22 protein-coding genes and 1 pseudogene are annotated in these 21,781 nt (G+C 64.2%); 9 read left to right on the forward strand and 14 right to left on the reverse strand.

Going from position 1 to position 21,781, the window contains the following annotated elements; genetic code table 11:
* Positions 1–596 precede the first annotated feature (596 nt).
* Positions 597–1,061 (reverse strand): DUF421 domain-containing protein, encoded by a 465-nt coding sequence (locus ACFU8V_RS01785; RefSeq protein WP_378868509.1) that lies wholly within the window; start codon positions 1,059–1,061, stop codon positions 597–599.
* Between the two features lie 351 nt (positions 1,062–1,412).
* Here ACFU8V_RS01785 and ACFU8V_RS01790 point away from each other — a divergent pair, with 351 nt between their 5' ends.
* On the forward strand, positions 1,413–1,952 hold the full coding sequence (locus ACFU8V_RS01790; protein ID WP_378868512.1) for a DUF305 domain-containing protein: 540 nt from the start codon (positions 1,413–1,415) through the stop codon (positions 1,950–1,952).
* Positions 1,953–2,167: 215 nt separating this feature from the next.
* On the opposite strand, the gene ACFU8V_RS01795 is transcribed toward ACFU8V_RS01790, so the two are convergent.
* The 6 genes and pseudogenes from ACFU8V_RS01795 to ACFU8V_RS01820 form a co-directional block, all read right to left on the reverse strand.
* Positions 2,168–4,153: a BCCT family transporter gene (locus tag ACFU8V_RS01795; protein WP_378868515.1), complete on the reverse strand. Its 1,986-nt coding sequence runs from the start codon at positions 4,151–4,153 to the stop codon at positions 2,168–2,170.
* 224 nt (positions 4,154–4,377) lie between these two features.
* Complete coding sequence (locus ACFU8V_RS01800) at positions 4,378–4,563, reverse strand: hypothetical protein (protein ID WP_378868518.1); 186 nt, start codon at positions 4,561–4,563, stop codon at positions 4,378–4,380.
* A 157-nt stretch (positions 4,564–4,720) separates the two neighbouring features.
* Positions 4,721–5,521, reverse strand: coding sequence for an ABC transporter permease subunit (locus ACFU8V_RS01805; protein WP_378871765.1), 801 nt, complete (start codon positions 5,519–5,521; stop codon positions 4,721–4,723).
* Complete coding sequence (locus ACFU8V_RS01810) at positions 5,514–6,452, reverse strand: ABC transporter ATP-binding protein (protein ID WP_378868521.1); 939 nt, start codon at positions 6,450–6,452, stop codon at positions 5,514–5,516. The genes ACFU8V_RS01805 and ACFU8V_RS01810 overlap by 8 nt, the downstream gene beginning before the upstream one ends.
* 49 nt (positions 6,453–6,501) lie before the next feature.
* Positions 6,502–6,993, reverse strand: coding sequence for a hypothetical protein (locus ACFU8V_RS01815; protein WP_378871768.1), 492 nt, complete (start codon positions 6,991–6,993; stop codon positions 6,502–6,504).
* Between the two features lie 84 nt (positions 6,994–7,077).
* Positions 7,078–7,200, reverse strand: a pseudogene (locus tag ACFU8V_RS01820) (TetR/AcrR family transcriptional regulator); the annotation flags it as partial.
* Between the two features lie 244 nt (positions 7,201–7,444).
* On the opposite strand from ACFU8V_RS01820, the gene ACFU8V_RS01825 reads away from it, so the two are divergent.
* Both ACFU8V_RS01825 and ACFU8V_RS01830 read left to right on the forward strand, forming a co-directional pair.
* A complete protein-coding gene (locus ACFU8V_RS01825) occupies positions 7,445–8,710 on the forward strand; it encodes a TrkH family potassium uptake protein (protein WP_378868524.1) in 1,266 nt (421 codons plus the stop codon).
* 123 nt (positions 8,711–8,833) lie between these two features.
* On the forward strand, positions 8,834–9,310 hold the full coding sequence (locus ACFU8V_RS01830; protein WP_378868527.1) for a hypothetical protein: 477 nt from the start codon (positions 8,834–8,836) through the stop codon (positions 9,308–9,310).
* Between the two features lie 150 nt (positions 9,311–9,460).
* On the opposite strand, the gene ACFU8V_RS01835 is transcribed toward ACFU8V_RS01830, so the two are convergent.
* Together ACFU8V_RS01835 and ACFU8V_RS01840 are read right to left on the reverse strand one after the other, a co-directional pair.
* Positions 9,461–10,540 (reverse strand): sensor histidine kinase, encoded by a 1,080-nt coding sequence (locus ACFU8V_RS01835; protein ID WP_378868530.1) that lies wholly within the window; start codon positions 10,538–10,540, stop codon positions 9,461–9,463.
* A gap of 142 nt (positions 10,541–10,682) precedes the next feature.
* Complete coding sequence (locus ACFU8V_RS01840) at positions 10,683–10,856, reverse strand: hypothetical protein (RefSeq protein WP_378868533.1); 174 nt, start codon at positions 10,854–10,856, stop codon at positions 10,683–10,685.
* Positions 10,857–10,953: 97 nt separating this feature from the next.
* On the opposite strand from ACFU8V_RS01840, the gene ACFU8V_RS01845 reads away from it, so the two are divergent.
* The 6 genes from ACFU8V_RS01845 (at position 10,954) to ACFU8V_RS01870 (ending at position 14,127) form a co-directional block, all read left to right on the forward strand.
* On the forward strand, positions 10,954–11,604 hold the full coding sequence (locus tag ACFU8V_RS01845; protein WP_378868536.1) for a response regulator: 651 nt from the start codon (positions 10,954–10,956) through the stop codon (positions 11,602–11,604).
* 161 nt (positions 11,605–11,765) lie between these two features.
* Positions 11,766–12,032: a hypothetical protein gene (locus ACFU8V_RS01850; RefSeq protein ID WP_378868539.1), complete on the forward strand. Its 267-nt coding sequence runs from the start codon at positions 11,766–11,768 to the stop codon at positions 12,030–12,032.
* Between the two features lie 193 nt (positions 12,033–12,225).
* Positions 12,226–12,558 (forward strand): hypothetical protein, encoded by a 333-nt coding sequence (locus tag ACFU8V_RS01855; RefSeq protein ID WP_378868542.1) that lies wholly within the window; start codon positions 12,226–12,228, stop codon positions 12,556–12,558.
* A gap of 29 nt (positions 12,559–12,587) precedes the next feature.
* Positions 12,588–13,175, forward strand: coding sequence for a hypothetical protein (locus tag ACFU8V_RS01860; protein ID WP_378868544.1), 588 nt, complete (start codon positions 12,588–12,590; stop codon positions 13,173–13,175).
* Positions 13,172–13,582 (forward strand): hypothetical protein, encoded by a 411-nt coding sequence (locus tag ACFU8V_RS01865; protein ID WP_378868547.1) that lies wholly within the window; start codon positions 13,172–13,174, stop codon positions 13,580–13,582. The genes ACFU8V_RS01860 and ACFU8V_RS01865 overlap by 4 nt, the downstream gene beginning before the upstream one ends.
* 14 nt (positions 13,583–13,596) lie before the next feature.
* On the forward strand, positions 13,597–14,127 hold the full coding sequence (locus tag ACFU8V_RS01870; protein ID WP_378868550.1) for a hypothetical protein: 531 nt from the start codon (positions 13,597–13,599) through the stop codon (positions 14,125–14,127).
* 674 nt (positions 14,128–14,801) lie between these two features.
* Here ACFU8V_RS01870 and ACFU8V_RS01875 read toward each other — a convergent pair.
* Genes ACFU8V_RS01875 through ACFU8V_RS01895 form a run of 5 tightly spaced genes read right to left on the reverse strand, consistent with a single transcriptional unit; the run spans position 14,802 to position 21,662 of the window.
* A complete protein-coding gene (locus ACFU8V_RS01875; RefSeq protein ID WP_378868553.1) occupies positions 14,802–16,403 on the reverse strand; it encodes a gamma-glutamyltransferase in 1,602 nt (533 codons plus the stop codon).
* Positions 16,403–18,151, reverse strand: a complete 1,749-nt coding sequence (locus tag ACFU8V_RS01880) for an ATP-binding cassette domain-containing protein (RefSeq protein ID WP_378868555.1) — start codon at positions 18,149–18,151, stop codon at positions 16,403–16,405. The genes ACFU8V_RS01875 and ACFU8V_RS01880 overlap by 1 nt, the downstream gene beginning before the upstream one ends.
* Complete coding sequence (locus tag ACFU8V_RS01885) at positions 18,148–19,062, reverse strand: ABC transporter permease (protein ID WP_378868558.1); 915 nt, start codon at positions 19,060–19,062, stop codon at positions 18,148–18,150. Before ACFU8V_RS01885 ends, ACFU8V_RS01880 begins: the two co-directional genes overlap by 4 nt.
* Positions 19,063–19,065: 3 nt before the next feature.
* Positions 19,066–20,022, reverse strand: coding sequence for an ABC transporter permease (locus ACFU8V_RS01890; RefSeq protein WP_378868561.1), 957 nt, complete (start codon positions 20,020–20,022; stop codon positions 19,066–19,068).
* A 41-nt stretch (positions 20,023–20,063) separates the two neighbouring features.
* Entirely contained in the window at positions 20,064–21,662 is a 1,599-nt protein-coding gene (locus ACFU8V_RS01895) for an ABC transporter substrate-binding protein (RefSeq protein WP_378868564.1), read from the reverse strand.
* Between the last annotated feature and the right edge of the window lie 119 nt (positions 21,663–21,781).

Consider the following 21,781-nt stretch of genomic DNA (forward strand, 5'->3'; position numbering starts at 1 on the left):
CAGTCGGTGAGCATGGCGGCTCCGGTTTCCTCCTACCCTGCGGCAAGTGCCCCACGAGTCCGAGTGAACGCTGCTCGAACGGGCGAGCGCCCTGAGGAACGCGCAGTGCATCGCCGATACGACCAATGTCGTCTGCCAGCTTCAGCCAAGGTCACCTTGGCTAGCGTCCGCCCAGTGTTTAGTAGGGGTGAAGAGGGGTTGGCAAGGTTGCCAAGTAGTAGGTAGTTCATATGAGAGATCAAAAGTAAGTAGTAGATATAGGCAGCTTCTCTCTTGAAATCCCTACAGGAATACGTTCCGCACTTGGCCACCTTGGCAGATCTTGCGAAGCCCCTACTCCCGACTGGGAAAGACGGCCATCGCAGCCTTGGCTTCGGCTTGCCCGGACGGGGCCGCTTCCCGCAGCGGGGATGGCCGGCACCGTTCCCGCGGGTTTGCCGCAGGGTATAGGGCGAGAGGTACTCACTCCTGGCCCAGCCCGTGCTCGGCTCAAGCTCGCGAGCGTAGCCTGGCGCAGTGTTAGGCTCCGACAATTCCACAGAGAACGAACAGCCGAAGTCAGAACTTCAAGGGTGGCCTAGACGAGTAATAGATCGTCAGTGCATCGAGGAGCGTGGCGGAAGGGCGCTCCCGTCACCCATCTTGTCCTTGGGGATCACGCTGAAACGCCCGTTGGCTTCCAGAAAGACGGCGCCAACTTCATCCATACCACCGCACCCGGACTGTCGGATGGCTTGGTCAATGTCCGCGCGAGCCACTCTGTGCCGACGCAGCGCGGGCTCGTCTACGCGGCCGCGCCACACCAGCAGCGATGGTTCCGCGGTTGCCAGCCGATGGATTCGAGGGAATGCAGCAGTGAGGAGCGAGACGAGAACCTGCAGAAGGAGCAGGACGGCGATGGCAACAGCGCCCTCGATGAACGAGACGTCCGAGCTCAGCAGGATCGTGGCGAGCGTGGAGCCGAGCGCCACCGTTACAACGAAGTCGAATGCGCTGAGCTGAGCTAGTGAGCGCTTACCCGCGAGCCGTACGCTGATGACGAGGGTGAGGTACGCGGTCACTCCTACGAGCAGAACGCGAAGGACATCGGACCAGCTGTCGAACCACATCGGGTCAACGTACGGCGACCCTCGCTCACCTCCCAGGGCCTTGCCGCGCCGCTGAGGCTGAGGTATCGACCATCCCTTCCGGTCCGGGCCGAGAGGATACGCCTAGCCGGCATGGGCCGCCACGCCCTAGGAGTGCAATATCCCTCCGGGCATACTCGCAGACTCGACCTACAAGGCGCGACGACGCGATCTCCCCGCTTCGATGAGAGACGCGACCTCCCCGCTTCGATGAGAAGGGACCACTCAGTGGCTGCGAATAGAGCTCAGCGTGACCAAGAGCAAGAGCCCAAAGAAGAGCGATCCATGGCGTGGAAACCGTACCTCCGCTTTGCGGCGATGCTGACCACGGCGATGGTCGTGATGTATGGCGTGATGTTCGCCGGCTCCTGGGAATGGAGTCACATCCGGTTCAGCGAAAGCCGAGTGTTCATGGCGATCACGATGGGCGGCACGATGGGGATCGTCATGCTCCTGTGGATGCTGCACATGTACAAGAACTGGAAGGCGAACGTCGCCGTCATAGGCGTGAGCGTGCTTCTCATCGCGGGCGGTGTGACACTTGATCGATCTCAAGCCACGGTCGACGACACGGGTTTCATGCGGGGAATGATCCCGCATCACTCGCTGGCAATAACTCGCTCTGAACGGGCCAACATCGAAGATGTGCGGGTCTGTGAGCTTGCTGTGGCGATCAGCGAGGCTCAACGTCGGGAGATCCTCGAGATGGATTGGCTGATACAGGACATTGAGGAAAACGGGCCGGCGACTACCGAAGCCGAAGCCGCAGCTCGTGAGGTCCCAATCTTCGACAGGGCCGCCGAGCGCAGCTGCGCTAACGACTGAGGCGATGGCCCGCGTTCTAAGCGGTGACCACTGCACTCAGGAGCGTGAACAGCAGCAGCGCCAAGGCAGCAAGCCCGATGAGGGCCCAGGTGTCTTTCGCTCCGCACTTCGCCATCGAGCCAGTGTAGGCACACTACTGCTCCCCGGGTTCAGAGCACTGCGATACGCGGACCGTGGGCAGAGCCGGGTCCGAGATCGCTAAATCGGGAGCGGTGTTAGCGGTCGCCAGTTGTTTCGCCGAGGCCTGAGCCATGGCGCCGTCGAGATTCTCGACGGTTCTCGCCCACAGTGAGTGACGCATCACCCGACGCGGTGTGTGCGGGGTTTCCCGGCCCCATAGGCTGGATTCTTCCCGGCTCGAGAGTGCGAGTGACGTCTTGGGGCGAGACGACCGGGATCTGACCGGTGGCTGTTTGGTACCACTCGGTGAGCGCCGGGTCATCCGTGTCGATCCCCGCCCCAGCTCCTTCATCTGAGGCAACCTCCGTCGCACCGAAGACGAAATCGTCGCCATGCTCCGCGATGCCGCGGCGAACTCCCTGCGCAATCGCGGCACGCGCGTACCGATGGCGCAGCATGTACGGGTCTGTGCGCAGTTCTTTCGCCCACGCGACCATGATGCCGATCACGATGAACGCGAACGGCAGCGCAGAAACCACCATGATCGACTGCAAACCGGACAAGGCGGTCTGCCCTCCCGCCAGGAGAAGAGCAAGCGCCGCGGCTCCAAGCAGAACACCCCAGGTGATGGTGACCCAGGTAGATGGTTCCGGCTTGCCGCGCTGGCTCATGGATCCCATCACAATCGCGGCGGAGTCGGCGGAGGTCACGAAGAACAAGATGATCGACACCATTGCGAGCACCGACAGCACCACCCCAAAGGGCAGCTCTCCGAGCACGGCGAACAGGATCGCCTCTGGCGAACCCGCTGCTGCGATCCCGCGCCCTTCGGACTCGAAGAACATCGTGGTTCCGCCCATGATCCCGAACCAGAGAACGCAGACAATGGACGGTACGACGATGACCACGGTGACGAACTCGCGAAGCGTGCGCCCGCGCGAGATCTTTGCGATGAACATGCCTACGAAGGGCGTCCAGGAGATCCACCATGCCCAGTAGTAGTTGGTCCAGCTGGCCATGAACGCGGCGGCGTCCTCGCTCTGCGCGGGGTTTCGAGTGAGCATGATCCACAGTTCTCCGAAGAATGCGGAAACACTTGCGGGGATCATGTTCAGCAGGAACAAGGTCGGGCCGGCGATGAAGATGAACACGCCGATCACAGCCGCGATCACCATGTTGATGTTCGACAACGCCCGAATTCCCCGCTTGATGCCGGAGACAGCAGAGACCACGAACGCAGCTGTCAGGACCGTGATGATGACGATGAGCCCCGTGTTACCGAGTGGGCCTATCCCTGCGACCACCTCGACGCCGCTAGCGATCTGCAGAGCACCCATCCCGAGCGTCACCCCGGTACCGAAGAGAGTGACAATGATCGCGAACACATCGATAACAGTTCCGATCCAGTCGTCTGTACGCTCCCCGAAGATTGGACGGAAAATCGCCGAGATCAGTGGCGCACGGCCCCTGCGATACGCGGCGTATGCGATTGCGCCGCCGACCAGCGCGTAGAACGCCCATGCCATCGGCCCCCAATGGAGGATGGACTGCGCGAGCGCATCGAGCATGGCGTTACGACTCCCCGGCTCAGAAGTGAATCCAGGTGGAGAGTCAGTGAAGTAGGTCAGCGGTTCGGCGGGCCCCCAGAACAACAGACCGATACCCATGCCCGCGGAGAAGAGCATCGCGATCCAGGAGACGGTGGAGAACTCCGGCGCTTCGTCGTCTGCTCCCAAGCGAACGCCGCCGGTGCGTCCGTACCCGACCACGAACATGAACGCAATTGTCACGACGGCCAGCAAGGAGAATAGCCACCCGAAGTTGTCGGTCACCCACCCGAGCGAGGTGGCGCCTGCCGCGCTGATGCTCTCTGGTGCGACGAATCCCCAGATCACGACAGCGAGGACGAGTACTCCCGCGACACCGAAGACGGCCCAGTTGGTGCTGAAGACACGCGGGGTGTCTTCGACGCCGATCCCGGGGATCAGCGCCGGGTGGGTAACTTCTTTCAGGATCTTCTTCGGTGAAGATTTCGCCGGAGCGGAGGTTCCGGCTTTGGCGTCTCGTTCTCGGTCGCTCATCAAGATCTCCTTACGCTGAGGGCGTTTCGAGTCAAGCTGGGGTTCCCGGCGGGTTGCGGTCGCCGGCTCTTACGATAGGCCAGAGTCGCCGGCGCGACGGCCCAGGAACACACGACAAAGCCGAACGCCGCCCGTTTCCACCCTGAAGTGTCAGCCCGTCGTGACGAGGCGTGACTCATCCAGGACTGCGGAAAAAGACAGTTGGCCGCCGACGCCCGTTCGTGTCAGCTCGCACCGGTCGTATCGTGAACCGCCCACACTTCATAGGCGCCGTTATCAGAGACAACACCGCGCCCGTCCGTTCGCAGTTTGAGGCGAAACGCGTCTGCTGGCAATTGCGACAACGGAACAAGGCTTCCACCGATGTACTTGGGTCCCAACACCAGCCAGACCTCGCTCTTGTTCCCCATACAGCGACTGTACCTAAATCGGGTGACCGGACGCTCTCGACAGCTGCCATGCCCAGGGGGCAGATGGTCGGTGCCTGTCAAGCGCGCGTCGCGAACGCCGGGGCCGCGTCAGTCATCGATATGTCGCCCGTCAAGACACTCCTCATGCTCCGCAGGATCACCCGACGATGTCGCGATGGCGTAGTGCCCAGGCGCTTCCAACAATGAGTACAAGGCTGAGCGACCACAGAGCGATGGCTCCACTCGGTTCGAATCCGTCCTGCAGCGGCGACTCGTGGAAAGCCCAAGAGTATGGCGAGAGGATTCGCAGCCACTCTGCATCCACGACCTGATTCGCGACCGCATTGAAGGCGTAGCCGATGACGGCGACTCCCGACCCCGCAGCGACCGCCCAGGAGCGACGGCCGAAGACGGCTCCGACGAAGAGCGCTGCACTCCCTGCGACCATGGTGACACCGACAAAGACAACGGTGGTATCCGCGATGTGGACCGGCTCGATATCAAGTTGGGCAGGCGCGTTGAGCATAGCGACCGTGGCGCCCGCGAACAGTCCCAACCAAGCCAGCCGCACTAGAATCGCCGCCGCAGACTCCAGTGCATAGCTCTCTCGACTCACCCCATGCGCGAGGTCTAGCTCGAGACGACCGGCCTCCTCCGCACCGGCGATAGCACCGGCACCCCAGGCTATGGCGGCGATGGTCAGCAGGAGGAAGCCGATGAGGCCGTAAAAAGTGCCCTGCGCATATCCGGCCCCCGTGCCGATCTGGTCGTAACCGAGTGCCCCCACGAGCTCGGGCGGGAGGCTGTCGATAATCTGCTGCATCTGCCCGTTACCGCCGATACTCGGGAACAGCGGCAGATACATCAAGAGCACCACAGCCACGCCGGTGGTCCAGCCGAGCGTTCCGCGCCAGCTTTCGCGCAGTGCGCGGCGGAAAATAGGGAGCGCATCACGCATGGCGCTCACCAGGCCCCGGATGCGACGATTCGCCGTAGAGCCTCAACACGGATTCCTCAAGGTCGGGTTCCTCGATAGCTAGGTCGACGACCCTGTGCTGAGCGAGGGTCTTCACGACGGGATCGACGTTGCCTTCGACGGTGGCACTTACTCGCACGATCTCATTCGCCACGCGCACGTCCAACTCTGAGACGTGGGGAAGCGCCCCGAACTGTTCGCGGATTACGGTCGCGTTCGTCTCGACAAGGCCGACCCGCACCCGACGGATGGCGCCGAGCCTGAGCGAGGCCACGTTGCCCTCCGCGACAACCTTTCCGCCGCTGAGGACGGCGACCTCATCTGCAGTCTGCTGGATCTCGCTTAGCACGTGTGAGCTCAGGAGCACGGTCTGTCCGCGTTCTCTCGCATCCGTCACGAGGTGAAGGAACTCTCGTTGGATAAGCGGGTCAAGGCCGCTGGTTGGCTCGTCAAGGACGAGTAACGGTGGTTCGTGCATGAAAGCTTGGACGATACCGAGCTTCTGCTTGTTGCCTTTCGAGAGGGCGTGCACCGGTCGCGCCAGGTCGAGGTTAAGCCGGTCTGCGAGGTCGTTGATCGTGGCGGGTCGCACGGGACCGGACACGTGGCTGTAGAAGTCGAGCAGACGGCGTCCGGTCACACGCCCGTCAAGCCGGAGCTCGCCAGGGATGAATCCGATGCGTCGCCGCAGGGCGGCACCACCGTGGCGAGGGTCCTCGCCCAGGACGCATATCGAGCCCGCCGTGGGGCGGATGATATCGAGAATCATGCGCAGAGTGGTTGTCTTTCCGGCGCCATTGGGGCCGATGAGCCCGAAGACCGTGCCGGGCTCGACGCGAAGGTCGAGGGAGTCGACGGCCGTGCGGCGGCCGTACTGTTTGCGGAGACTTGCCAGTTCGACGGCAGGGGACACGTCCCTGCTCCTTTCGGTAGAGAACGAGAAATCGGTCCTGGTGTTCGCGTCAGCGCGGCGGATCCGGGTCTTGATTGGGGTCGTTCTCCCCCTTGCCTGAAGAAGGGCCGCTGCGACGGGACAGCGCGTCTCTTGCGGCGACGAGGAGGCGGTCATCGGCATATAGCCCATGCGTGAAGAGTTCCAAGACGGGGATGGTTGAGCGCTCCATCACTGACGTCGTGAGGCTACTTTCGCCGAACGCGCGTGCGAGGTGACGCCGAAGTATGACGGGGCCGAGCCCGTAGAGAGTCAAGTAGACGGCCGTCGCTTCCACATCGGATTGCCCGCGCATGACTCCGGAAGCGATTTCATCGTCCAGCATCTCCCTGGTGCCAGCGAGGAACGCGTCGAAGAGTCGGTCGGAAGCCTCGGAGTCGTCGAGGAGCATGCCCGCGAGATAGTCCAGTGCGATGTTGCGATCCTCTGGCGAGTCCAGAGCTTCCCGCATCAGCTCTGACGCGTTGGCACCGGTCATGTCGTCCCGTTCCGAAAGGAACATGCTCACAACGTGAGCGTCGCATACCTCCCGCAAACCTTCCTTGTTGCCGAAGTGATGCACTATCAGCGCAGGACTGACCTCTGCATCTTGAGCGATTCGCCGGAGGCTTGTACCAGCGAAACCGTGCGCACTGAACCGCGCTATCGCCGCGTCGCGGATGCGTGCTCTAGTCGTGAGATCTTCGAATGCTGAACGCACAGTCAGCATACTAAACACTTGTTCAACTTTCGAGCAAGGGCACTTCTCCTCAGGCCTGAGGCCGACTACTGTGAGTGCTCGGCGTACAGGGAAGCCTGCTGGGCGTCTCTTCCGCGACCCGAGGAGTTACGTGACGATGCAACAGCAGTCCGCGTCCACCCGCTCCCGACTCGGGGCGGTGGGCGCCTGGGTCGTTGACATCCCACGCCGATCTCCGGCTCGAGCATCGATTGCCGTATTCGTTCTTGCGGCGATGGCCTTCACGGTCCTACTGCGGCTTCCTGTGGCCGCTGCCGACGGTGTCGCGGCGTCATGGGAGGACGCCACCTTTACGGCGTCGTCAGCCGTCACTGTCACGGGCCTGACCTCGGTGGACACCGGAACGTCATGGTCGTTGTTCGGGCACATTGTGATCTTGCTGGCGATTCAGACGGGCGGACTCGGGATTGTCACGGTGGCGCTGCTGCTCACTCAAGCCGTCACGCGCCGCCTGGGCTTGGGCGGGCGGGTCTTCGCTCAACAGGTAATGGGGGCGACGCCGCTAGGCGACGTGAAGAGACTGCTCAAGATCGTCGTATCGACGACCTTCATTATTGAAGGAGCGCTTTGCGTGTTGCTGCTGCCCGCTTTCGTCATCGAGGACGGGTGGATTCGGGGCCCCTGGCACGCGCTGTTCTACAGCATCTCTGCATTCAATAACGCCGGGTTCGTCCTCGACCCTGGCGGCCTCGCCGTTTACAGCCACAACCTCTGGATCATGGCTTTCCTTGTGATGGGCGTCATCGCGGGCAGCCTGGGGTTCCCTGTCTACCTCGCAGTTATCGCGCACCTATGGGGACGCGGGAGCTGGACACTCCATACGAAGCTGACTGTGACGACCACCCTCGTCCTTTTCTTGGTCGGCTCAGCAGCTTGGGGGGCGAGTGAATGGAATAACACCGCGACCGTCGGCACGCTGAGTCCGATTGATCGGATCCTTCATGCACTCTTCGCGTCGACGATGATGCGCTCCGGCGGCTTCGCCATCGTCGACACGGAACAGTCGACCTCGACGACCCTGCTCCTTACCGATGCGCTCATGTTCGTCGGCGGCGGCTCCATCTCCACAGCCGGCGGCATCAAGGTGACGACACTCGCCGTACTCTTCCTCGCCATTGTCGCCGAAGCCCGCGGCACCAAGGACATCTCGATCTTCGAACGTCGACTTCCCGACAGCGTTTTGCGGGTGGCGATATCGGTCACTTTTCTCGGCGCCTCGCTCGTACTCGGCGGCAGTGTCCTCCTGACCCTCACAAACAACGCGCCGCTAGACCACATCCTGTTCGAAGTCATCTCTGCGTTCGCGACCTGTGGCCTCTCAGTAGGGCTTTCCGCCGACCTCGACCCGTTTGGCAAAATTGTCCTCTCGGCCCTCATGCTCGCGGGGCGGGTAGGTCCTATCGGCCTCGCCGCCGCCCTCGCCGTCAGGCAGCGCACCGAGCACTTCACCTATCCCACTGACCGTCCCATCCTTGGATGACGACGAACAATGCCAACGAAGCTCCGCGTGCACCCTGCGACGCCTAGACTCGCTGGGTGCCCGGGGACGGGCGGGAGAGCCGGGAAGCCTGGTCGGCATCGTTTGTAGCGACCGAGAAGACCCATGAACACCACGATCACATACCTAGGGGACACAGTGAATAACTTCCCCTCGACGCCACCGACCGCTGGTGCACACTGCCTCGTCTGGGCGATTGACATCGCCGGCATCGAACGTCGGCGAGAAGCGAAGTGCCAGCTGCGTTCAGCGGCGACCCGCGCGCTAGAGGCCAGTCGAGCATGCGGGGACCTCAAACACCTGGTCATCCCCTACCGGGCCGCGAGCGCGCATCGACGGTTCCTGCACTTCACAGCGCAAAGCAACGCCCGACGCCTTCACAGCGAGCTCGAGCGAGCTCACGGCCGATACGTTGACGTGGTCCTCATAGACGTCTCGGAGATCGACGACAACCATCTCCTTACGCAGCGCGTCGATGAGCTCGCGTGCACTGGGCGAGGCATCGTGGGGTACGCCGCCATCTCGTGGGAAGTTCTGCGTAGTGAGAGCATCCGCGAAGCCTGCACACGGGACGTCATCTAGCCGCTTTCCCGAGCGCGTCAGTCGGGTCGGCCTTCCGAGCGTTTTCAGCAGTCAAGAATGGAGCGCCCACTTATACCTTGTGGATGTATAAGTTCGCGCCACGAACCCGGGCACGGTAAGTCGCACATCAATGCCGATGCCGCCCGCGGTTCAGGCGTTGACGTCGGATTCGGTCCCGATAATCGCTCGCAGTTCCCATCCGCCGTCTGTCGGCCCTGTCTGCAGGTGCCCGTGGATCTGGTTGAGGCGCTGTCGCGCGCGCCTCAACCCGCGCCCGCCCGAGGGCAGATTCGAACGGTGCGACGAGGCGCCGGCGTTCGTGACAACCAGCTCGACATGGTCGGGCTGACTATCGATCTGAATCGTCGCGGATCTCGTCTTTGGGGCGTGCTTGATGATGTTCATGACGGCCTCGATCGCCGTCTCGATGAGGACACGCTCTACGACCGGTTGGACGTCGAGTGCAGTGCTCGGCGCACCGAGCCTAACCGGTATCCCCGCATCACGCAGAAGCTCGCCGAGAGCCGCGATTGCAACGAAGATGCTTCCTTCATACCGCTCCTCTTGTATCGGCGGCGCTTCTGTTTTCGTGTCGCGCATCAGCGCGAGCAACGACTGGATGCTCTGCAGCGCCTGCTCGGCCGAATCCTCGATGGTGGTGAGTGACACCTGTCGTGCAGCATTATCGGGCTGTCGGGGAAGGGCGCGGGCATGGAACAGGATGAGGGTCAGGTCGTGCGCGATCCCGTCGTGGAGCTCGTCGGCGATGCGCTCCTGGTCCTCTCGGGCAAGGGCTTCCAGATCTCGCTCGACACGAGCACGCTCAGCGACAAGGATCGTTTCTCTCGCGGCGACAAGTCGGAAGGCGACGCCAACAAGGAAGGCGATCGTTGCGATGCCGGCGATGCCGTAAACGCCGCCAGCTGCGAGCGTGGTGGTTTCGACTGCAACATATGCGGTAAGCACTCCCAGCACGACGACGTGAATGATAATCACCCACGGTGCGCAGGTCACGGCAACCAGTCCGAGCGAGATCGACAGCTCGAGGAGATCGCCACCGCTCCCAGTGAAGATGACGCCGACGCTGCTGATCAGCATGACGATGAACGCCGCCGTCATCGGATGCCACGCGAACGCCGCGAGCCCTAGGTAGAAGACGATGGCGAGAAGGTCGTACCGGGTGAACTCACCGCCCTCGAGGACAAACCCGATGGCGACGGCCAGAAGCACGCCGATGATGACGATCAGAAGCAGACGCGCTACTGGATGGAGTGTCCGGGGCTCCCAGAACCTCGGCGACCGCAGCATCCTCCCGACGGATCCGCGCCCTGTGAAGAGTGATTCCCGGGGGCGACCGGACGGCGCCGGGCCGTCAGGCACAGATGCCCATCACCTTACAGAGCCAGTCGCCGAGATCGGCGTTCTGCTCAGTGATCACACGCCCCAGAGCGTTCACGACATACCCGCTGATGAGTCCCACGCTGGTCTCCTTCGTTGATCCGATCGCCTCATTGTCGACCCTCAGCTCGGCGTCGACAGGCGCCACGGTAGCTCCGTCCACCCTACGAGCGATGCTCCCTGGGGCAAGGAACCATGACCCTAGGGCTAAAGTTGCGCATCAAGAGCCGCGATACCGTGAAGACGTGAGTAAGGCCGTACGAGTTCTCGTCGTCGACGACGAAGCCCTGGTTCGGCACGCACTGCGCGCATTCCTCTCCGACGATGATCGCGTCGCTCTTGTCGGGGAAGCGACCGACGGTTCCGAGGTCATCGAGACATGCGAGGCCACGAAACCCGACGTCGTCCTGATGGACATCAAGATGCGCGACGTCGGTGGAGTAGAAGCGACCCGCCGCATTCTGGAGTGGAACCCTCGCTGCCGCGTCCTAGCACTGACAACGTTCACCACGGAGTGGCAGGCACTCGAAGTTCTGCGCTCTGGAGCCTGCGGGTACCTCGTCAAAAACTCCACTCCTGTGCAGATCATCGATGCCATCGTCGGCGCCCACGCTGGCGACCGCGTGGTCTCACCGGAAGTGCAGGAGAGGTTCGTCCGCGCCGCAATCGAAGCCGGCACCGACCGGAGCTACGATGCGCCTGCGCTCAGTGACCGCGAACGGCAGATCATCGAGATGATTGCGAAGGGGCACTCCAACGCGGAGATTGCCGAAGAACTGCATTATGCAGAGAGCACCGTGAAGGCGGACATCCGCCACATCAACCAGCTGTGGGAAGTCGAGAACAGACTGCAGATCGTGCTTCGGGCGACCGAACTCGGAATCATCGCCCTCTGACCTTCCTGCGCTTACGCAGGCTCGCGCGCGATCAGTAGCCCTAGGTATACGAAACGCCTTCGTTCCTTGAATCGGCGCCGAACGGACCCCCACGATGAAGACGGCCCTGCTACCGGGGGAGTCCTTGCGCACACCGCCCCACCACCGGAAAAGAAGCGATCATGACACACACCGTCACGCAGCGTTTGACCGTAACGCTTCCCCTTCTGGGCGTCGCCTTTCTCCTCGCCTCGATGTTCCTACCGGTACAGCTCGCGGTCGTCGCATGGGGGCTGGCGTTGATCACCTTCCTTGTCGCCCTGGTTTGCGCGCTCGACGCCCGACGCCGTCGCGGACCCAGTGACGTATCCAGGCGTGAGCTGGTGCCGACCATGACGAAGCCGATCCCCCTGAGGGTCGGCGCGAGGTCGGATGCGAGCACGCGGTGAGGATCACCGCGTGGCGGCCCTGAGTGATCTTCACGCCCCGACAACCAAGTGATTGAGAGGACCAAAGATGGTGCACGAGATGACAACAGCGAGGAACGGAAGCAGCGTATCGGGAGCATCCCAGCGAAATCGACGAAAGGCGCTGCGGCTTTTCGGGTATGCAAGTCCACTCGTACTCGCGGCAGTGCTTGTCGTGGCACCTTCCGCGTCCGCCGCTTCGTACACCTACGCGAACGCGGCCTCGACAGCCGAGAACGCCTATCACTACTCGGGCACCCGATCATCGATCACGGGCGGTCAGGCACAGACCGAGCCCTTCTCCGCTGAGGGTGCACTTCCAGAGGCGTTCATCGAGACGTACCGGCCCGCTCCGGGGTATCAGACCATCGGATTCTCCTCCGGCGGTACAACGGCCAACCTGTCACATGCCGCGGCAACCAACGTTCAGTCCAAGTGCCACTGGGATTGGCCGTGGTCCGGCGGCAACGTCGGAAAGCTCAAGATCACCTGCAAGGCGTACTCGTGAACTCCCGCGATCGAAAGGAAACAGAGCCCATGTCAACGAAGAACACCCGACTCCGAGTGATCCAGGGAACAGTCGTGGCGGGAGCTGCCGGGTTGCTGCTCGCCGCGACTGCGATGCCGGCAGCAGCATCCTCGGCGAAGCCTGTCGAGGACGTCATCCCCGCTCTTGCAGCGGCGCAGACGCCAGCAGACGCCGCGCCCAGCATCATCGATCTCGAAGCTCTGGAAGTCGACGCTTCGGCGCTTCGCTCCCTCGGGTCCGACGAGGTCGCTGACTACTGGGTGGCTCGCTCCGGCAACGAGAACGTGTGCCTCGTCGCGCATGTCCGCGGCGGGAACGAGGTTGCGAGCTCTGCGTGCGTCTCCATCGCGGACTTCTATCAGTCAGGCCTTGGGATCGTCACCGGGGAGTCGCGAGACACCCCGGATCGCGCGACAGAGGCCTACCTGATCCCCTCGGATGTGAACGTCGACCTGGTGCCCCACGGCGGCGAGGCCCGTCTTTCCGAATCGGTAAGCAGCCAGTTCGTCGCAACGCGCCCCGGAAGCGTCGACTTCACTCGGGCCGAAATCGAACGCGCGGACGGCACCACGTTCGTGTTCTCCCCCATCCCGTGAGCGACGACGACATGAACCGGACACCCACGACGAAGAAACTCGTCACGCGCCTTGGAATCGTTGGCGCCCTTGCCATCGCCTCCCTTGGTCTCGCAGTACCTGCAGCCCAAGCCGCCACATATACCTACGCGAACGCCATCTCGACCCCTGAGAACCAGGCACGCATATCGCCGAGCTACTCCTCCGTCAGTGGCGGCCAAGCCTGGGCGAGCATCGGACTGGGAACGACGACCCTGATCACGTTCTACCCGGCACCGGGGTACCGTGAAATGGGTTACGCCGACGGCAATAACCCCGTGAAGGTGAACCTCGGGCACATCGCGGCACCGAACGCGAAGAGCAAGTGCTATTGGAGCTACTACGGCGTCGGCGGAAATGTGGATATGACCTGCAAGGCATACTCCTGACGAAAGGAATCACCATGAAAGCCGCGATCTGGTTTGTCGTCGGTCTCATCGAAGCACTGGTCTTCACCGTTGCCGTGGGGCTCTTGAGCGTTCAGGTATCGGGAGCGCTATCTGGTGCTGTCTACGACCTCAACAACACCGTTGTCGCGGTGGCGAACCCATCACTGCCGCTTCTGCAGTATGTGGCGATCGCGGTACTCGGCCTGCTCGTTCTGTACACCGTCACCTTCGGCAACGCGGCGTTGCCGCGGTCAGCTCGCCTCGGATTGACCGCGGGAGTGAGTGCAGGTTTGCTCGCCCTCACCGTCTGGGCGTTTGTGTTGCGTTCCGCCTGGATCGGCGACAACACGCGAGAGCCGGGAATTCCCACAGGCTGGGACGGATGGGTGCTCCTCGGTGGCTCGAGCCCGGTTGTACATCTCCTCTTTCTGGTCGCCGTCGTTGCGTTCGTTCTCACGCTGCGCCGGCGCACGGATGCCACACCGGCGCAGTCGCTGAACACAACGCAGCCGAAGGAGGAAGCCATCTCCGACATCGGTCGGTGACAGCTCTCGTCCCTCATGTTCGCACCGCTCTAGGGCACGGGGAACATGAGGGACGCTCTCCGACCGGCCGTCCGGTGTGCCCGTGGCTCACACCTTGCAGCACTTCTACCGCTCAGGACCGTCGATCCGTGTATAGGGCAGCCACCGAATTCAGACCGACGCTGCAGGCCTCCGCCGCGCATCTGTTCACCCTCGATGAGGACACCCTCTTCGAAGCAGGGGTAAGCCGACTACTCCAAAATGCACACGCTCTGCCCATTGGGGAATCGGATCACCGCGAGGCCGTGCCAGTCATCGACGTCAACGAACGTCTCTGACTAGCGCTCAGAGCAGTCGACCGATGCCGAACGCGTGAGGCCCCCACTGTGACCGCTTGGGGTGTCACCGCAACCCCACTCCCGACATGACGAAGATCCCGCTTTCCAGTCAGTTCAAGGAAACTCGCCTCAAGCACCCCGAAGTTCACCGCTGTCGATTCGCGTTCGAACGAGCTACCGAGTCTCGTGCGACTCTGAGGTCCGCTGCCGCTCACCTGCATACTGCCGACGAGGACCCTCTGAGCTGTACGAGGCGGCGGATTTCCGGGAAGGCCGGGAGCGCAGAGAGGGCACAGGCCCGATGCTCGACGTGGGCTAACACCGTTCGAAGGTGGCCGCCTTGCCTCGACGGCGGTGTCAGACGGCGGCCGCAACGCCCATGCGGCGGGGATCGCCGCACGAACGCATCTCCCCGGTGACCGGATCGATGGTGATGCCGTCGAAGTTCCCGGTCATGGAGTTCCACGGCCCAATCTCCCGCGTCCAGAGCCGGTTGCGTCCCGCCCAACGCCGCACCTCATCGAGAACCGCGTCGGGGAAACCGGACTCGAGCGTCGTCCCCGGCACCCATCCGCGGGCGGGTTCATGCGGACGCGCGCCGAAACGCGGCTCGGCGACGCTCTGCTCGATCGGCATCCCGAAGTCGATGAGGTTCACCAGGTTCTGCAGCACGCAGGCCACGAGGGAGACCGAAGGCGAACCGGAGACGATCCGGGGCACACCGTCGCGCAGAACCATGCTCGGGGCGAGGTAGATCGTCGCGCGCTCCCCCGGTTGCGGCATGACCCGCTGGAAGAAGGATCCTCCCCCGGCGAGCTGGAATCCCTCGGCGAACAGCCCGTTCACCCAGGGTGAGGCCATGTGCGAATGGGTCAGCGTGGCCACATTGTGGTCGGCGTCGACGACCGAAAGGTGGATGGTTCCCGGCGATGGAGGCGTCGAACTGCCGGGTCCGGCGAGTGTGTCGAGCAGCGCGAACCGCTGACGTCCATACTCCTTCGACAACAGCACGTCCATGATGCGTTCGTCGTCGCGGAAGCGGCGTTCGCGCGGAGCGGCGTAGTACACCGCGTTGTGAGCCGCGATGAGCGCGGACAGCGTCGCGGGCGAGGCGCTGGCCGGCCCGAGGGCTGCCAGGTCGAGGTTCTCCAGGATGTTCAAGGCCTCGATCAACTGCAAGCCCCCATCGTCCGGTGGGGCGGAGCCGACGATCTCGAAGCCGCGATACGTCCCTCGCACCGGGTCGGCCCACTCCGGCTCGTAGGCCTCGAAGTCCGCGGGCGTGATGACCCCGCCGTCCGAGTCGCTCGCCGCACAGAAGGCCCGCGCGAAGTCGCCGAGGTAATAGCCCATGCCCTCATCACGCAACCGCTCCAGCGTGCGCCCGACCCGCTCCTGGACGAGAGACTGGCCTGGTCCAATGAGCGAACCGTCGCGGAAGTACATCTCCCTGGACTGCGGGTTGCGGCCGAGGTTTTGACGGGCGTTGTACATCTCCCCGAACAGGTACGGCGAGACGGCGAACCCCTCCCGCGCGGCATCGATCGCCGGTGCGAGCAGTCGGCCGACCGGCAGCGACCCGAAACGCGTGTGGGCAGCCGTGAACGCAGGCCACCACCCCGGCACGGGCACGCCGCGGCCCCGAGTCAGGTCGGCGCCGCCGAAGTCCGGCAGCTCCGCCAGAGGCGCGTTGACGTTTCCGGAGAGGTACACCGCTTCGCCGGTCGCCGCCTCTCGGTACACCAGGGAGATGCCTCCGGTGAGCGAAGTCATGTGCGGCTCGGTGACCAGCTGTGTCGCGGCGACGGCGAGCGCGGCGTCGAGCGCGTTGCCTCCGTCACGAAGGACGGCGGCACCCGCTTCGACCGCGATGGGCTCGGAGCTGACCACCATCCCCCTCGTCCCGACGGCCGGCTCCTTGAGGCCATAGTGTCCGGGCGTGGCGTACTCGGGGCGCATCAGAGTCCTGCCCCTGCGGCGTGCACGGAGTCCTCCGCGTCTCGGCCCGCCCGCTGCACCACCGGGTCCGGCACGGGGATCGCTCCGAGGAGTGTGCGGGTGTACTCGTTGTGCGGATCATGGATGACGTCGGCGGTCGGACCGCTCTCCACGATCTGCCCGTCCTTCATGACCAGCACGCGGTCCGAGATGGTCGACACGACATAGAGGTCGTGGCTGATGAAGATGCAGGCGAAATCGTGCTCCCGCTGCAGGCGCGCCAACAGTTCGAGCACGGTCACCTGCACCGTCACGTCCAGTGCAGAGGTGGGCTCGTCGGCGATGAGCACGTCCGGGCGGTGCGAAACGGCCCTGGCGATGGCGACGCGCTGCCGCTGCCCTCCCGACAGTTCATGACGTCGGCGATCGAGCCACGTCGGGTCGAGGTCGACATCGATCAGCAGCTCACGCGCTCGACGCCGGAGTTCGGCCGTGCCGCGCACGGCGCCGCTGCGCCATAGCGGCTCGGTGACCACACGCCAGAGGGGAAGGCTTGGATCGAGCGAGGAGGTCGGGTCCTGGAAGACCACCCCAAGACGCGAGAGCGCACGGCGCCGCCGACGTCCGCGCAGCCCCACGAGTTCGACCCCCGCAAGCGACACCGAACCGGCTGTGACGGGCGCGAGCCCGAGGATCGCCCGTGCGATCGTGGACTTGCCTGAGCCGGACTCCCCCACGATGCCGAGCGTCTCCCCGCGTGCGACGGTCAGCGCCCCATCGCGGACCGCCGCCCGCCGGTTCTCCTCGGTCCGCGGACGCCGCAGACCGGAGCGCCGGTACTCGACCACGAGATCGCGCACCTCCAGGGCCACGGAGGGCGCAGCGGCGGGTTCCTCGAAATGCCGCTCCGGTTCCGCTACCACCGTGACGGAGACATCCTGCTCCGGAGCGCGAGACTCCGTTGGGGTCGAGGTGCCCGTCTGGGCGCCGTGCAGCGCGCGAGCCGCGCCGAGCAGGGAACGGGTGTACTCGTGTGCGGGACTCGCGAAGATCGAGTAGACGTCACCCGTCTCCACGACGAGCCCGTCGCGCATCACCACGACGGAGTCCGCGATGTCGGCGACCACGCCCATGTCATGCGTCACGAAGATCATCGCCATGTTCTCGCGTCGCACCAGCTCGCGGAACATCGCGAGCAGGTTCTTCTGCGTGGTGACGTCGAGCGCGGTCGTGGGCTCGTCGGCGATGAGCAGCTTCGGCTCCCACGCCACGGCCCCCGCGGCCATGATCCGCTGACGCTGCCCGCCCGACAACTGGTGCGGATAGCGGCGAAGCAGGTCGTCATACCCCCCGAGACCGACCAGTTCGAGCAGTTCTTGCGGCTCACGACGCCGGCCGGTGCTGGCATTCTCGTGAGCGCCGATGGCCTCAGCGAGGAAATCGCCGACCGTGTGCAGAGGATTCAGCGCCGTCATCGGCTCCTGGTACACACAGGCGATCTCCGCACCGCGATAGCGCTGCATCTGCGACTCCGACGCGTCGAGTAGCTCCTTGCCCTCGAAGCGGATGGAGCCGCTGCGGGTCGCCCCCGGCGGAAGCAGGTCCGGGATCGCCATCGCCGTCATCGACTTGCCGGCGCCGGACTCCCCGACGATGGCGACGACCTCGCCCCGCGCAACGGCGAACGAGGCGCCGTGCACGATCGCTTTGCCGGCGACCTCGATCTCGAGACCGGTTACCGCCAGCAGGTTCTCACCGTGTGCGTTCATGCGTTGACCCCTTGTCCGGACGGCAGGCTGGTACGGCGCTGAGTGGCGATCGTCCTGTCCGGACGGCGACGTCGGGTGACACCTCGCGGGTCCAGCAGATCCCGCACCCAGTCGGCGACGTAGCCGAGGGAGACCAGCAGGGCCACCAGCACGATGCTCGGGATGAGCAGCTGCCACGGGCTCTGCATGAAGTACTGCTGACCGGTGGCGATCATCAGTCCCAGCGAAGGCCGCGGCGGCGTGATGCCGAGCCCCAGGAAGCTGAGACCGGACTCGAGTCCGACGGCGAACGCGAGAGTGAGGAACGCCTGCGCCAGGACCAGCGGACCCACCCCGCGCAGCAGCGGCCCGCGGATGATCTGCCAGCGGGTGCCGCCGAAGAGTTCGGCCGACTCCACGTACAGCGCCTGGCGCAACGACAACACCTCACCGTAGGTGAGACGCGCGAAGCTGGGGAAGAACGCGATCGCACAGACGGCCACGACGGTCAGATCACTGGCGCCGTAGAGCGAGACGATGAGCATTGCGAAGACGAGGTTCGGGAACGCGAGCACGACATCGACGACCCGCATGAGCAGGAGATCAGCGAATCCGCGGAAGTAGGCCGCGAGGATCCCGATGAGGGTCCCGATCAATGCAGCCAGCAGCGTGCCGGACGCGCAGGCGATGATCTCCGTCCGCAGCCCGACGACGAGTCGCGCAAACGTGTCACGTCCGAGGTTGTCCGTACCCAACGGATGACCGGGGGTCCCGATCGGCGCAAAGGCGTTCGCGACGTCCTGAGTCAGTGGGTTGACGACGCTGAAGATCGGGTAGATGAAGATGAACAGCAGCACGACAAGCATGATGCAGGTCGTGACGAACAGCCCGGGGCTCGACCTGTTCCAGACGGTGCGAAGCGCGTTGCGCATCGATCAGCCCTCCACTCGGGGATCGAGGAATCGGTACAGGAGGTCGACGACGAGGCTCGTGACGATGAAGACCACGGCGAACAGGATGACGATGCCCTGCACGAGCGGATAGTCGCGACCGTTGATGGCGTTGAGCAGGGTGCTGCCGATGCCGGGCCAGTTGAAGACCTGCTCAATGAGCACGGTGGCCCCGAGCAGTCCGCCCAGCTGCAGTCCGGCGACGGTCACCACCGGATTGACGGCGTTGCGGAAGACGTGACGGCGGAAGACCCGCGTGCGCGGAAGCCCCATGCCCCTGGCCGTGCGCACCCAGTCCTCGCGCCGCACCGAGAGGATCGACGTGCGCATGACCCTCCCGACCATCGCAAGGAACCCGAACGACAGCGCCAGGCTCGGCAGGAAGGCGTAAGAGAGGAAGACGCCGATCCCCTCCTCCGGAGGGCTGTACCCGAGGGAGGGGAACCACCCCAGGCTGAGACCGATGACGAGGGACAGGAAGATCGCGATCACGAACCCGGGGGTCGAGACCGCCACCGAGATGAGTCCGGACAGCACGCGATCGAGCACGCTCCCCGGCCGGTTGCCCGACACGACGCCGAACACGATGCCGACCACTCCGCCGATGACCAGCGCCAGGACGACGAGCGCCACGGTGTTCGCGAAGGGCGACGCAATGATCTCGGTCACCGGTGCGGAGTACTTGATCGAATCTCCGAGGTCGCCACGCAGCAGGTCGCCGAGATAGGTGACGTACTGGACGAGCAGGGGCTGATCCAACCCGAGTTCTTTCTCCAGGGCGGCGACGGCTGCGGGATTGACCTCCCCGCCGCCGGCGCCGCCCTGGAGGATGATCGATGCCGGGCCGCCGGGGACGGCGTGCAGCGCGAGAAAGACCGCTGTCACGGCGCCCCAGACGGTGACGACACCCAGTCCGAGTCGAAGCAGAATGTAACGAATCATTGAGAACCCATTCGATTCAGAGGGTGCCGTCGCGGTACGGCTCAGTCGGTGAGCCGTGCTCCGGCCAGGCTGTACATCGACGAGTAGACGATCGGCCCGCTGAGCATCTCGAACCCTTCCAGCTTGTCCGAGTACGCGTACGCCGCAGCCCCCTGCCCCCACGTCACGAACGGCACGTCCTGGAGGTAGATCTCGCCCAGCTCGTGGTAGATCTCCTCGCGCTCCGGGCCGTCGACGGTCTTGGCGCCCTCATCCAGAAGGCTCGCGTACAGCTCCTGATCGATGCCGAAGCTGCGCACGAACGTCGGCCCGCCGATGAACGCTCCGGTCAGTGCGGAGGGGTCGTTGATCGCCGCGGGCGGACCCCCGATCATGAGGTCGTACGAACCGCTATTGCCTTTCGCGATCTGGTTGGCGTAGTCGCCGGTCTCGATCTCGACCGTGATGCCGATCGCCTCCAGGTCGCTCTTGACGACCTGCGCGCGCTCGCTGTACCCGAAGTACTGCGAGTTCGTGAGCAGCGTCAGGCTGAAACCGCCGTCGGCGTAACCGCCCTCCGCGAGGAGCTCCTTCGCCTTGTCGACATCCTGAGCGAAGTGGTTCGCCTGCTCCTCGTCGAAGTATTCGCTGTCCTCCGGGATCGGCAGTCCGCCGTTCGAGGTGCCGTAGCCGAGAGTGCCGACTTCGTTGATCGACTCCAGGTCGAGTGCGTAGGCGATCGCCTGTCGCACTTCGGGGACCGCGAGCGGTCCCTCGGTGAGATTGAACTGGAGGGCGCCGTACAGGCCGTGGGCCGTGTCGAGAGTGATGCCGTTCGCGTTTTCGAGGGTGGCGTAGTCGGCCGCCGGGACGTAGTCGATGAAGTCGACCTGGCCGCCGACGAGCGCCTTCACGCGCGTTTGCGCATCGGCCATGAACGTCATCACGATCGTGTCGAGCTCGACGGCGTCGGCTTCGTAGTAGTTCGGGTCCGCCTCGAGCGTGTACGAGACGCCCTTCTTGTAGTCGGTGACCATGAACGGTCCGGCGCCGATCGGCACGCCGTCCGCATCGACCGCTTCCTCGGGCACGATCGCGTTCAACGGGTTCGCAATCACCTTCGGCAGCGCGGTCTGCGGCTCCGAGAGCGTGAGGACGACCGTGGTGTCGTCCGGAGTCTGGATATCCGCGATGTTGGCGAACGAGGTTTGATCCGCCGCACCGTTCTCCGGCACCGCGAGGAACTCGAAGGTCCGCTTGACGTCTTCCGACGTCAGCTCCTCGTCGCTGGAGAAAGCGAGCCCGTCGCGCAGGGTGAACGTGTAGGTGAGTCCGTCCTCGCTCACCTCGTAGTCGGAGGCGAGCGCGGGAACCACGTCGCCATCGGCCCCGTAGGACAGCAGGCCGCGGCGCACCAGCGTGGTGAGCTGTCGGTTCGCCGACCCCTGATCTACTCCGGTCTTGAACCCGGGGGGTTCCGCCGACAAGCCGATCTTGAGGGTCTGGTCGGCGGCGGCCGCATCGCCGCCCCCGTTCCCACCGCTCGCGCAGCCTGCGAGGCTCAGCGTCGCCGCCATCACGGCGGCTCCCGCCAGGCCGATGATCCGCGCCCCACGAGCGCCCCTGGCGCCCCGCGGGAATCGGGTGTTGAGAGTGTTCATGCTGTCAGTCCGTCTCTTGAGGGCCCCTCGGGGCATAAGGAAGAGAAAGTGCGTGCTCGGCGGCAGCGCCGAGGTCGAGCTGTGGACGTTCGGGTACTGGCCCGCCCGTTGACCGGGTT

Source organism: Microbacterium sp. NPDC057658 (assembly GCF_042799975.1).
Taxonomy (GTDB): Bacteria; Actinomycetota; Actinomycetes; order Actinomycetales; family Microbacteriaceae; genus Microbacterium.